Raw genomic sequence first — 12,254 nt, 5'->3', positions numbered from 1 at the left:
GACGTTTGAGCAGAGCGCTCACTCGATGAGACATCCAGATTGCATCACATTACCGCTGGGCCGACTAGCGTTCGATCGCAAGATAGATATGCCCATCCTCCGTGCGGAGGATGTCGCCGAATCGCGCGTACAGATCGATGGTGGAAGCGGCGGGGTGTCCGTACGTGTTCTCTCCGTACGACAGAAGTGCAAGCTCAGCATCAACTGCCTCCGCGAATCCGGGATCCTGATTGGGTGAGCCGTGGTGAGGAACGAGAACGATGTCGGCCGAGACATCGCGCTTGGCAAGCTGCGACTGCGCTCCGGACTCGAGATCACCCGGAACGACTAGCCGCCTACCAACATCGACGCGGATGACCATCGACTGGTCGTTCTCACAGGAACTCGTCGTGCATACCTGTTCGTCCAGAGGCCACAGGATTTCTACTCCATCCTTGGTGTCCCCTGCCTTGAACTCCCTCACCGTCACACCGACCATGGGAGGCAACTTTTCGGAGATCCCCGGCCCCACCCAGACCTCAGTCGTACCTTCGTTGATGACCATCTCGAGTTCTCCCGCGTGATCGTCGTGAATATGTGTGAGGATCAGGATGTCGACCTCAGCCTTCGCTTCCGTTAAGCAACCAGCGAGGCCCTCCCCTGCCGAACCCGTATCGACAAGGAACGTCCGCCCCTCGTGCCGAAAGAGCGTGGCCGCGCCCTGACCGACATCGCATTGGACGATGTCCCAGTGCGGAACAGAAGAAGGGATCAGCCGGGTGCCAGCCACGCCCAGTCCCAGCGCGGCTATCCACACGACCGATCGGCGGTTCTTTGAGATGAGCCAAGCAACAAGGAGAACGGCCCCGTAGAAGGCCATGACCAGCTCTCCTGGCAGGCCCGATCCGGGCCAGGTCGACAGCTCGCCAGCGACGATATCGATCCACGAGACGCAGCGTGCCGCCGACCATGCCAGCACGGTCCCCAGCATCGGAACGGGCGCACACAGAAGTCCAAGGAGCGCAAAGACCGTGCCTGCTGGAACGACGGGAGCCACCAGAGCGTTAGCGACGGCGGACCAGAGCGAAGCCGTGTCGCTGAGAAGGAGAATGATGGGAGCGCAGGCCAGGTGGGCAACGATCGGTACCGCAAGCAGGTTGGCAAGAGGCACCGAGAGCACCGGAGCGAGGATGACGGTGACTTTGTGGGTCCAGAGGATGATCGCACCAGTTGAGACGGCAGACAGAATAAAGCCAAAGGCGAGAGCAAGGGTTGGCTCGAAGGCGAGCAGGACAACGATCGAGATGCCAAGGGCAGGGAGGGCGCTGCTTGGCTTTCGCAACCCCACTCCAACGAGCACGACTGCTCCCATGACACCGGCTCTCATGACCGAGGGTTGGGCTCCGGTGGCAAGTATCAGGACCCCAAGAACGAACGCACATCCTGCCACGGCGAGGACGCGATTCCGGCGTCCGATGAGGGTGAGGACGATCGCGCAGATCATCGACACGTGCGCTCCCGACACTGCGGTGAGGTGCGTGAGATTCACTTCCGCGAGCGCTTCCCCGTGCTCGTCGGGGATGCGGGAGTCATCGCCAATGGCGAGGCCGGGCACGAGCCCTCTGACCTGCGGGACCTCTCCCTCGAGGTGCTGATTGAGCAGATCCGCTCTCGCTGCTATCCACCGTGAGATGGGATCGGCTTCCTGCACGACTATTGGGTCGCGCAGAACGGTAGCCCAGGCGATTGTGCGCGACCCCTTGTCCGCTGGTTCGAGCCGAACCAAAACGTCGATGGTTTCTTGGAGGTGGAGATCGAGGAGGTGCTCGTTACCGACGAGCATGATGGATGAGTGCGAGTCGGATACCTGTCCTCTCCCCTCGACTTCATCCACCGCCATCGTCAGCAGCACCCTGTCTCCGGCTGGGTTGGGATAGGACTGGACAGTGCCACGAACCGTCACGACGGCTTGGCCTCTGACAAGTTCGGTGAGGAGGCCTTGCCTGGCGAGGTGGTCGTGCGCGGCGGTGACGCCGGAGGCGAGGATGGCGCTGATGGCCATGACCACGAGCGTTGGTGCCCAGTACAGGATGAGTCTGCCTTTGCCGAAGTGCCTGCGTAGCAGATACGTGCAAAAGAGTAGCCATCCGAGCGCCACGACGATGGTGATGACGAGCCCCGCCCCCTCCATCAGCGCAACCATGGTCGCACCCCACCATGCGAGTGCCGCGAGGAGGATTCGGAGGTCGTCGTGGCTCATACGGTGATGAGGTGTTCAAGATTCGCGAAGGTGGCGGGACCAATGCCGGACACTTCCATGAGCTCTTCGATCCTCGTGAAGGAACCGTTGGCTTCTCGCCAGTCAATGATTCGTCCCGCGATTGCGGGACCCACTCCGGGCAGGGTCATCAACTCGGCCATGGTCGCGGTGTTGAGGTTGACCAGGCTTCCCTCAGTCTCGGAACCTGCAGGTTGCCCATCGGTGGATTCCCCGTCGGCCTGCGGGGCCGACTCTGTGACCGCGGGGTCTCCCGGAGCTGGCACGAGAATGTGTTCCCCGTCGACGAGCGTCCGTGCCAGGTTGAGTGCGTTGGGATCTGCGTCCTCGGTCATTCCGCCCGCCGCCTCGATCGCCGCAAACAGTCGCGAGTCTGATGGAAGCTCAACAACTCCCGGGGTGGCGACGTGCCCGGAAACGTACACGGTGATCGTTAATGGATCTGCAACCGCAGAATTCTCATTCGGCTCAGCCGGTGCTGCCGGTCCTGAAGGCCCATTGCCTCCCCCATCGTCCGTACCTAGGGAACCACCCTGATCCGAGGGTTCAGGCTCCTGTTGCAGGCTTTGTTCCAGTTCCGTGCCACCATTCTCCTCATGGACCTCTTCGGTTTCGGTGTTAGCTGGAAGTGCGAGAACCTCGACGGGTCTCGACATCGTCCATGCCACGACCAGGCCGCAGAGCAGGGAGAAGATGAGGATGATGAGGATCGCTGTCCTCGGGTCGTAGGCGAGGCGGAGTCTCCGTTCCTCGCGCTCGGGTGGCGCCATGACATCCTCGCCTGTCCCGACCCGATAGGCGACGCGCATGAGGTCCTTTGTTTTCATCCACCCATGCTCACGGAAACAGACAACGCATCTTGGTCCAGGAGTTCTCCGCGTGCATGCCCCAACATTCAGCAATGTGGGGACAGCCACCTTATGCTTGACGCTATGGATCAAGCAGAAATTGCCCGACTCAAAGCAGAAGCAGCCCGCGCCAAGGCGGACGCGGCACGAGCAGAAGCCGAAGCGGCGCAAGCAGCCCTCGCCGCGGCTCTTGCCAGGCTGGATTCCGTTACGCCCTCCTCCGAGGCAACTCCCTCGGCTGACGTGCCTGACCAGGACGTGGAACCAGTCGATCCCGCCGCGCAGGTTGCCGACGAGCCAGGACAAGAGGTCAACGATGACGCCCCTAATGAGCCTGCGGTCGAACCCGTCGTTGAGGACGCACCTACTCAAGCAGTACCTCGTGATTTTCCCGCACCCGAAGCTCCCGCCGCAGTGGATGAGCCCACCGCGGCCCAAGAAGTTCATGCGGATGATGCTGGCGAGCTCTCGGAGTATGCGACGCAGGTGAAAGCGGGCTACTCGGTCGAGAAGTCGATGCAAATTGGCGTTCTCATCGAGGATGATGCGCCGGTCCCCGGTGTTCCGATCACGCTACCTCTTGCCATGATGAACCGTCACGGATTGGTTGCTGGCGCCACCGGTACCGGCAAGACCCGCACGCTCCAACTCCTTGCCGAGGGGCTCTCCGCCAACGGCGTTCCCGTGTTCCTGACCGACATGAAGGGGGACCTCACCGGCATTGCCGAGGAGGGCACCCCGAACGAGGGTCTGCTCAAGCGGTGTGCGGAGCAGGGGCAGGCGTGGGAGGCTCGTTCCTTTCCGACAGAGTTCTTCACTCTCGGTGGTCGCGGCTCCGGCATCCCCATCCGCACCAGTGTGACCGAGTTCGGCCCGCTTCTCCTCGCTCGCGTTCTTGATCTGAACGACACCCAGGAATCGGCTCTCGCCCTGATCTTCCACTGGGCTGACGAGCAGGGACTTGCCCTCATTGATCTGAACGACCTGCGTTCCGTTGTTTCGTTCCTGACCGAGCAGGGCAAGGACGAACTCAAGTCACTGGGTGGCATCGCGCCCGCAACCTCCGGCGTGATCCTGCGCGAGATCGCCGTTCTCCAGTCCGATGGCGGTGATGAGTTCTTCGGTGAGCCTGCCTTCGATCCCATGAACTTCATGAGGTACGTTGATGGCTCCGGTGTCATCTCCACTCTCGAGCTTCCCGAGCTCGCTCAGAACCCGCGCCTCTTCTCCACGTTTATCATGTGGCTTCTCGCGGAACTGTTTGAGATCCTCCCCGAGGTCGGTGACGTTGAGAAGCCGAAGCTCGTGTTCTTCTTCGACGAGGCTCACCTCCTGTTCAAGAACGCATCGACGGCATTCCTGGATGCGATTATCCAGACCGTTCGCCTCATCCGCTCCAAGGGCATCGGCATCTTCTTCGTCACCCAGACCCCGAAGGATGTCCCTGGCGATGTGCTCGCCCAGCTCGGTTCGAAGGTTCAGCACGCGCTGCGTGCACACACCCCGAACGACCAGAAGGCGCTTCGCGAGACGGTCAAGACCTTCCCGAACTCACCTCTCGATCTGGAAGAAGTCCTGCCAAATCTCGGCACGGGTGAGGCTCTCGTGACCGTTCTTGACAGCAAGGGGCGGCCCTCCCCCGTGGCACCCACGCGCCTGTGGGCACCCGCCGCGAACATGGGTCCGGCCTCCGAGCAGCGTGTCCAGCAGATCATCTCCTCTTCCCAGTTCGCCGGCAAGTACGAAGAGAAGATCGATCCGATCTCCGCCACCGAACTCCTCGAGGAACGCATTGTCGAGGAGCAGGCCGCCGCGGAACGCGCCGAGATCGAAGCCGCCGAAGCCAAGGCTCAGGAGGCCCGCGCCAAGGCCGCAGAGAAGGAGGCGGAGAAGATGAGGAAGGAAGCAGAACGCACCGCACAACGCGAACAGACTCAGGCAAGCCGCCGCCGCGACAGCGTCATGGACACGTTCCTCAAGTCCGGTGCACGCACCCTCGGACGCGAGATCTCACGCACCTTCTTCGGAACCCGCCGCCGCTAAGAACTCCTCATCAGGGACGACGGGTCCCGCAATAATAAAAAATCGGTGATGGGGTGGAATGCATCGAGCGTTCCACCCCATCACCGTTGTTTAACTATAAAAATCAGGTGAACGACACCGTGGCGGTCATGGAGCGGGTCTGACCTGGTGCGAGTGCGACGGTCGACTTCGAGTCGGCACGGTTCACTGCGTCGGGAATGTGGGAGTAGGGCTCGAGTGCGATTGCCTCTCGGTATCCTCTCGTCAGTCCCTCACCGGTCCAGATGACGACGTTCGGGGACTCACCCGGCTCCTGGATCAGGGTGATCTCGTGGTTCGACTTCGGCTCCTTCACGCTCGTGCGGACCACGCCCTCGTCGTTCGGGACAAGGCCCGTGTAGATCGAGTCGTATTGGCGGTCACCAACACGGTCAACCACGACTGGTGCGTGGATTCCGGTGTAGGCGGCCTCTCCCGGGAGCGGGATGAGGTCCTGCGAGGTTGCAATCAAAGTGCGGGCCGGCACCGTCAGGGACAGGTTCGTGATCTTCGGGGAGTTCGGGAACGTGAACAGCGGATGCCAGCCCAGGGCTGCCGGAGCAGGCTCGGGGCTGAGGTTCGTCAGGTGAATGCTGATCGACAGGTTCGAGACGCCCTCGCCGCCCGAACCGAGGGCGAAGATGACGTCGAGTCCGAACGACCACGGCCATTCATCATCACCCAGGTGCTCGGCACGCAGCTGAAGGGTGGAACCCTGCGATACAAGCACGAATTCTAGCTCCGAGGCAAGCCCGTGGCGGGCGTGACCGTCGGAAAAAATGGGAAGGGTGACCTGACGTCCCTCCCACGTGAACGTGCCGTTCTTGATGCGCCCCGGGTAGGGGGCAAGGATCCGGCTACGCGAACCCCTGCCCTCCCGTAGTTCTTCGGGGCTTTCGTATCCAGCGATAACGGACTGTCCGATCCCGGGATCCCACTCGATCAGGGTGGCTCCCCGGGCCGCGATCAGGGCACTAGCACCATCCTGCTCGATGCGCCAAGCCTTGCCACCGAAGTCAACTTCCGTGACGGTCGCGTTATCCATGGAACTCCTTAGGGAACAATGTTGATGAGCTGGGGTGCGCGCACGATAATCTTGCGCGGCTCACCTTCAAGATACTGCCGAATCTTAGGCAGAGAGAGGGCTTTCGCAGTTAAGTCATCATCTGAGATGTCAGTAGCAACCTCGATGCGGTCCCTGACCTTGCCCTTGACCTGAACAACACACGTGACCGTGTCTTCAACCAGCAGTGCCTCGTCCGCCTCGGGGAACGGGGCGTACACGACCGAGGTGTCGTGACCCAGCTTGTGCCACAGCTCCTCAGCAATGTGCGGGGCTACGGGGCCGGTCATGGCGACCAGCTGTTCGGCAACGGAACGCGGAACCACGTCCAGGCCGGTCAGGTGGTTGTTCAGCACGATGAGCTTCGCGATCGCGGTGTTCGGGCGCATCGCCTCGTACTCGGTCTTCACGTCAGCCGCGGTGCGGGCCGCCAGGCGTGCCGTCTCCTCGGTCGGCTCCACGTCAGCAACGATGACCTCACCGTTCTCCTCGCTCACGATGTTGCGCCACAGGCGCTGCAGGAAGCGCTGAGCACCCACGACAGCGCGGGGCTCCCACACGCGGGACTGCTCGATGGGACCCATTGACATCTCGTACACGCGGAAGGTGTCTGCGCCGTAGTCGGCACTGATCTCCTCCGGTGTCACGGTGTTCTTCAGGGACTTGCCCATCTTACCGTACTCGCGGTTGACCTTCTCACCATTGTAGTAGAAGGCCTGCTCACCGTTCTCCTCGACGGTCTCCACCTCATCGGCGGGAACGTACTGGCCGCGGGAATCGGTGTAGGCGTAGGCCTCGATCATGCCTTGGTTGAACAGCTTGTGGAACGGCTCGGAAGACGTGATGAGTCCCAGATCGAACAGGACCTTGTGCCAGAAGCGTGCGTACAGCAGGTGCAGAACGGCGTGCTCGACGCCGCCGACGTACAGGTCGGCGCCACCGGAGGTGTTGCCCACCTCGGGGCGGGGACCCATCCAGTACTTCTCGTTCTCGGGAGAAACGAACGCATCCTCGTTGGTGGGATCCAGGTAGCGCAGCTCGTACCAGCACGAACCAGCCCAGTTCGGCATCGTGTTCGTGTCGCGATAGTATGTCTTCTCCCCCTCACCCAGGTCCAGCGTTACCTTGACCCAGTCGGTCAGGCGGCCCAGTGGCGGCTCCGGCTCGGAGTTCGCGTCATCCGGGTCGTAGGAACGCGGCGAGTAGTCCGGGGTTTCCGGCAGCTCAACGGGCAGCATCGATTCCGGCAGTGCGTGCGCACCACCGTCCTCGTCGTAGACGATCGGGAACGGCTCACCCCAGTACCGCTGACGCGAGAACAGCCAGTCACGCAGGCGGTAGGTGGTCTTAGCCGTGCCGTACCCCTTGCCCTCCAGCCACTCGACAATGGTCGCGATCGCGGAATCCTTGTTCAGGCCGTTGAGCGACACCTCGTCGTTCGACGAGTTCTCGACAACGCCGTCACCCGTGTAGGCCGCCCCACCCTCAAAATCCTCGGGCGCGGTGATCGTGGAAATGATCGGCAGCTCGAAGGTCGTGGCGAAGTCGTAGTCGCGCTGGTCGTGAGCCGGCACGGCCATGATCGCGCCCGTGCCGTAGCCCATGAGGACGTAGTCGGCGGTGAAGACCGGGATCTTCGTGCCGTTGACGGGGTTCGTGGCGAAGATGCCGGTGAAAACACCGGTCTTGTCGTGATCCTCGTTCGTACGATCCATGTCGGACTTCGTGGACGCCTCGCGGCGGTATGAAGCAACAGCGGCCTGCGGGTCCTCTGCGCCGCCGGTCCACGCATCCTTCGTGCCTTCGGGCCACGCGGCGGGCACGGCGGAACCATTGAGCATGGGATGCTCCGGGGAGACCACCATGAACGTGGCACCAAACAGCGTATCGGGGCGGGTCGTGAAGACCTCCAGGTTGTAATCCTGGTCGGCACCATGTGCCTGGAAAGTGACGGACGCACCCTGGCTCTTGCCGATCCAGTTGCGCTGCATGGTCACGACCTTGTCGGGCCAATCCACCGTATCCAGGTCAGCCGCCAGGCGATCACCGTAGGACGTAATCCGCATCATCCACTGGCGTAGCTGACGACGGAACACCGGGAAGTTACCGCGCTCGGAACGACCCTCGTTCGTCACTTCCTCGTTTGCCAGAACCGTGCCCAGACCCGGGCACCAGTTCACGGGAGCATAGGAGATGTAGGCGAGGCGATGAGAATCGATTACCTCGGCCTGCTCCTTCTTGCTCAGTTCGGACCACGCGCGACCATCCGGGGTCTCGCGGGTGCCGTTTTCGAACTCCTCAATCAGCTCGGAAATGGGGCGTGCACGACCCGTGGTGCCTTCGACGCGACCGGCAGCATCCTCGTCATAGAAGGAGTTGTAGATCTTCAGGAAGATCCACTGCGTCCACTTGACGTAGTCGATGTCGGTTGTAGCGAACGACCTGCGCTGATCGTGGCCGAGACCAATCTGGCGCAGCTGACGCTTCATGTTCTCGATGTTCTGCTCGGTCGTGATTCGCGGGTGCTGACCAGTCTGGACGGCGTACTGCTCCGCCGGCAGGCCAAACGCGTCAAAGCCCATCGTGTGCAAGACGGACTTGCCGAGCATGCGCTGGAAGCGACCAACAACGTCGGTGGCTATGTAGCCGAACGGGTGACCGACGTGGAGACCCTTACCTGAGGGGTAGGGGAACATGTCAAGGAGGTAGAACTTCTCCGAAGAAACTTCACCGGCTAGATCGCCCTCGGGGTTTGGCACATGGTAGGTGCCCTCTTCTTCCCAACGGTCCTGCCAGCGACGTTCAATCTCGCCAGCGAGCTCAGCCGTGTACCGATATGGATGCTCGGTGTTCTCGGACATGGTTCTCCCTTCGTTTCCCCACAACTCTAGCGCAGAGCCTGTCAGAACCACTCTTCCACGCACGTGATGAGAGTGACCCTCCTAGAATGGTTTTATGAGCATCTACAACAAGATCATTGACGGAGATATTCCCGGCCGGTTCGTGTGGGCCGACGATATTTGCGTCGCTTTCGCGACCATCGAACCCCACGCCGATGGCCACGTGCTTGTCGTTCCCCGCGACGAGATCGACAAGTTCACCGACCTTGACGACGAAACCGCCAGCCACCTGTTCAAGGTCGCCCGCACGATCGGCAAGGTCCAAGAGTCAGTGTTCGACGTCCCCCGCGCCGGCCTCGTCATCGCCGGCTACGGTGTCCCCCACTGCCACCTCCATGTCATCCCCATGACAAGCGAGAAGGAACTCTCCTTCGATTCCGCCCGCAAGGACGAACCGCAGGACAGGATTGACGCCGCCATGACCCGCCTCCGCGAGGGCCTCTTCAACGCCGGCCATTCCGCCCATGTTCCTGAGGACATGACAAGCCTCAAGTAACGATCAAGCTCCACCCACGCAGACTCCGGCGTCGTCCCTGATCAACGGCAACGAGCTGGCGCCGTCCCTGTATTGATCCGGGTCGTGCTAAGTCTCGGACGAGGAAGCACCAGGTCTGGACAAGCGTGAGGCTGCTACAACGGAAAAGGGCGTGAGCACGAGGACCTTCCCTCAGCGCTCACGCCCTTCATCTATGGGTTTATTGTTGATGGCTACTTGTCTTTTGATAGCTGGTGGCTACCTGTCGGGTTACCAGCCGTAGATGCTGGAGAGCAGGTCCCAGAAGTAGACGAGTGCGAAGACGATAACGATGGCGTACCAAACGGCGATGATGGCCCATCGGTACCTCCAGATAGCGCTTTCCTTGCCGGAGAGGTTGGCGTGTACCTGGCCTGCCGACTGGGTGATGAACGGGATGAGAGCCGACCAGATGACGAGGCACCAGGGGCAGATCGTGCGTGCCACGATGAAGGAGGTGTACTGGAACCAGAGGAGAGCCATGAAGCTCACGACGGCGGCAATACCAACGATGATCCACATGACACGCGGCAGGGACTTCTTGATCAGCAGGTAGATGCCGAGACCAATGAGCGCCGCGAATCCTGCGATGCCAACATAGCTGTTGGGGAATCCGAGGAGGCTTCCCTCCCAGGAGGTCAGGAACGTGGAACAGGCAAGTAGAGCGTTCACATCGCAGTAAAGGCTTGCCGCGGGATCCGCCCTTAGCGCCAGTTCCGAGAGGAGCAGTTCAACCGATGCCACGAGGCCAAGGACACCGGCGATGATCATGACGATGGCGAATTCACGGGCGCCACGAGCGGCCTGACGCTCTTGAGGTTGTTCCTTCTCAGCCAGATAGGCTTCGATCTCCTCGTCCGTCATCTGGTCAAAATCGGTCATCGTCATTCCAGCCTGTCATCCAACTAAGTACCGTCGTATGCACCACCGGGTGCTGGGCAGCCGCTGGAAAACTCTTTGAGGTTTCAACTGACGGCTACGACGGACTCATCGTAGCAATAGAAGGGAGGCTAATGCGATCAGCCTCCCTATGAAGCCATTCACCTGGACACAGGAACCTCAGCGTTTATTCAGCTTCCAGGTTAATCACGCTAGGTGGGGATAGGGCCGTCCTCCCTCAAGCCCTTGAATCACAAGCGAGAACACGCCTTTGTTCGTCACTTAGAAGTGGTTGGCGCGAGTGGTGGGCGGGAATATCGCGGCTCGAAACCCGGTTGACCTGTTCAGACCTAGAACACACGGGAGGAAAACATGGCAGAGCGTGCAGAACACACGACGGGCGGGGTCTACTCCGTTCCCGGTCAGGCTTACGAGCGAGACTCCAGGTACATCAAGACCCGGATCACGAAGGATGGGGTAAGCGGCTACCAGGTCGAACCTGGCAGGTATCGCCTTATTGCAGCTCGCGCCTGCCCATGGGCAAACCGCACTCTCATCGTCCGTCGCTTGCTCGGCCTCGAGGACGTCATCTCGGTTGGCATGCCCGGACCGACTCACGACGCCGACTCGTGGACCTTCGATCTCGACGAAAACGGCCTCGACCCGGTTCTCCAGATTCCCCGCCTCAAGGACGCCTACTTGAAGCGCGACCCCGAGTATCCCCTCGGCATCACCGTCCCCGCCATCGTCGACACTCGTGATGGTGCGGTCGTGACCAACGATTTCGCCCAGATCACCCTCGACTTCTCGACCGAGTGGAAGGAATACCACCGCGAGGGCGCTCCCGACCTCTACCCGGAGCACCTGCGTGAGGAGATGGACAAGGTGATGCGCAACATCTACACCGAGATCAACAATGGTGTGTACCGCTGCGGCTTTGCTGGATCTCAGGAAGCCTACAATGACGCCTTCGCTCGCCTCTTCAACGCGCTCGACACGATCTCGGAACGTCTCGAGATACGTCGCTACCTCATGGGCGACAACATCACGGAGGCCGACGTTCGCCTCTTCACCACCCTCGTCCGCTTCGATGCGGTCTACCACGGCCACTTCAAGACCAACCGGTCGAAGCTGAGCGAGATGCCGGTGCTGTGGGCCTACGCCCGTGACCTGTTCCAAACCCCTGGCTTCGGCGACACGATCGACTTCGATCAGATCAAGAAGCACTACTACATCGTGCATAAGGACATCAACCCCACCCAGATCGTGCCCCTCGGTCCGGACAACTCGGGTTGGCTCACCGAGCACGGCCGCGAAGCCTTGGGCGGCAGCCCCTTCGGAAACGGCACAGCCCCCGGCCCCGTGAAGCCGGGCGAGGAGGTTCGCCCCGAAGGGCGTGCCGATGCCTAATCTGACTCTTTACACCACCGGATTCTGCGCTCCCTGCCGTTCCGCTCGACAGGTCCTCGACTACGCCTCGAAGTCTGTCGATCTTGACCTCTCTGAGATCAACGCGTCGGATCATCCCGATCAGGCAATCAGCGAAGGAATCACCTCCACTCCCACCCTCATTTCCCACGACGATCAGGGACATGAACAGTGGCGAATTGTTGGAGTTCCCAGGCTCAAGGAACTGCGAGAGCTCCTCAGCCAGTAGATACTTGAGTACCTTTCCTCAGGAACAAGGGACGACAGCGACGAAGTGAACACATGAGAGTGCCGGGCCCAGTGG

9 protein-coding genes are annotated in these 12,254 nt (G+C 61.2%); 4 read left to right on the top strand and 5 right to left on the bottom strand.

The window, feature by feature from the left end:
- Positions 1 to 64: 64 nt before the first annotated feature.
- Positions 65 to 2,239 carry a ComEC/Rec2 family competence protein gene (locus tag QMB98_RS08800; protein ID WP_371685353.1) on the bottom strand — a complete coding sequence of 725 codons (2,175 nt, stop codon included), beginning with the start codon at positions 2,237 to 2,239 and terminating at the stop codon, positions 65 to 67.
- On the bottom strand, positions 2,236 to 3,084 hold the full coding sequence (locus QMB98_RS08795) for a helix-hairpin-helix domain-containing protein (protein ID WP_371685352.1): 849 nt from the start codon (positions 3,082 to 3,084) through the stop codon (positions 2,236 to 2,238). The genes QMB98_RS08800 and QMB98_RS08795 overlap by 4 nt, the downstream gene beginning before the upstream one ends.
- Before the next feature lie 105 nt (positions 3,085 to 3,189).
- Here QMB98_RS08795 and QMB98_RS08790 point away from each other — a divergent pair, with 105 nt between their 5' ends.
- On the top strand, positions 3,190 to 5,148 hold the full coding sequence (locus tag QMB98_RS08790) for a helicase HerA-like domain-containing protein (RefSeq protein ID WP_371685351.1): 1,959 nt from the start codon (positions 3,190 to 3,192) through the stop codon (positions 5,146 to 5,148).
- Positions 5,149 to 5,251: 103 nt separating this feature from the next.
- Here the strand turns inward: QMB98_RS08790 and QMB98_RS08785 are convergent, their stop codons facing one another.
- Both QMB98_RS08785 and leuS read right to left on the bottom strand, forming a co-directional pair.
- A complete protein-coding gene (locus tag QMB98_RS08785) occupies positions 5,252 to 6,211 on the bottom strand; it encodes an aldose 1-epimerase (protein WP_371685350.1) in 960 nt (319 codons plus the stop codon).
- An 8-nt stretch (positions 6,212 to 6,219) separates the two neighbouring features.
- Entirely contained in the window at positions 6,220 to 9,090 is a 2,871-nt protein-coding gene (gene leuS, locus QMB98_RS08780) for a leucine--tRNA ligase (protein WP_371685349.1), read from the bottom strand.
- 94 nt (positions 9,091 to 9,184) lie between these two features.
- Here leuS and QMB98_RS08775 point away from each other — a divergent pair, with 94 nt between their 5' ends.
- Positions 9,185 to 9,625 (top strand): HIT family protein, encoded by a 441-nt coding sequence (locus tag QMB98_RS08775; RefSeq protein WP_371685348.1) that lies wholly within the window; start codon positions 9,185 to 9,187, stop codon positions 9,623 to 9,625.
- Between the two features lie 249 nt (positions 9,626 to 9,874).
- On the opposite strand, the gene QMB98_RS08770 is transcribed toward QMB98_RS08775, so the two are convergent.
- Positions 9,875 to 10,525: a vitamin K epoxide reductase family protein gene (locus QMB98_RS08770; RefSeq protein ID WP_371685347.1), complete on the bottom strand. Its 651-nt coding sequence runs from the start codon at positions 10,523 to 10,525 to the stop codon at positions 9,875 to 9,877.
- Positions 10,526 to 10,894: 369 nt separating this feature from the next.
- Here QMB98_RS08770 and QMB98_RS08765 point away from each other — a divergent pair, with 369 nt between their 5' ends.
- Positions 10,895 to 11,932, top strand: coding sequence for a glutathione S-transferase family protein (locus QMB98_RS08765; RefSeq protein WP_371685345.1), 1,038 nt, complete (start codon positions 10,895 to 10,897; stop codon positions 11,930 to 11,932).
- Positions 11,925 to 12,179, top strand: coding sequence for a thioredoxin family protein (locus tag QMB98_RS08760; protein WP_371685344.1), 255 nt, complete (start codon positions 11,925 to 11,927; stop codon positions 12,177 to 12,179). Before QMB98_RS08765 ends, QMB98_RS08760 begins: the two co-directional genes overlap by 8 nt.
- The last annotated feature ends 75 nt before the right edge of the window (positions 12,180 to 12,254 follow it).

The sequence above is a fragment of the Flaviflexus sp. genome (genome assembly GCF_041440645.1).
Taxonomy (GTDB): Bacteria; Actinomycetota; Actinomycetes; order Actinomycetales; family Actinomycetaceae; genus Flaviflexus.
Note: the sequence above shows the minus strand (reverse complement) of the source record. Positions and strands in the feature narration are given on the sequence as shown.

Bases quoted from the DNA above. Each gene is read 5' to 3' on its own strand.
- QMB98_RS08800 (WP_371685353.1), bottom strand. From the start codon at position 2,239: ATGAGCCACGACGACCTCCGAATCCTCCTCGCGGCACTCGCATGGTGG.
- QMB98_RS08795 (WP_371685352.1), bottom strand. From the start codon at position 3,084: ATGAAAACAAAGGACCTCATGCGCGTCGCCTATCGGGTCGGGACAGGC.
- QMB98_RS08790 (WP_371685351.1), top strand. From the start codon at position 3,190: ATGGATCAAGCAGAAATTGCCCGACTCAAAGCAGAAGCAGCCCGCGCC.
- QMB98_RS08785 (WP_371685350.1), bottom strand. From the start codon at position 6,211: ATGGATAACGCGACCGTCACGGAAGTTGACTTCGGTGGCAAGGCTTGG.
- leuS (WP_371685349.1), bottom strand. From the start codon at position 9,090: ATGTCCGAGAACACCGAGCATCCATATCGGTACACGGCTGAGCTCGCT.
- QMB98_RS08775 (WP_371685348.1), top strand. From the start codon at position 9,185: ATGAGCATCTACAACAAGATCATTGACGGAGATATTCCCGGCCGGTTC.
- QMB98_RS08770 (WP_371685347.1), bottom strand. From the start codon at position 10,525: ATGACCGATTTTGACCAGATGACGGACGAGGAGATCGAAGCCTATCTG.
- QMB98_RS08765 (WP_371685345.1), top strand. From the start codon at position 10,895: ATGGCAGAGCGTGCAGAACACACGACGGGCGGGGTCTACTCCGTTCCC.
- QMB98_RS08760 (WP_371685344.1), top strand. From the start codon at position 11,925: ATGCCTAATCTGACTCTTTACACCACCGGATTCTGCGCTCCCTGCCGT.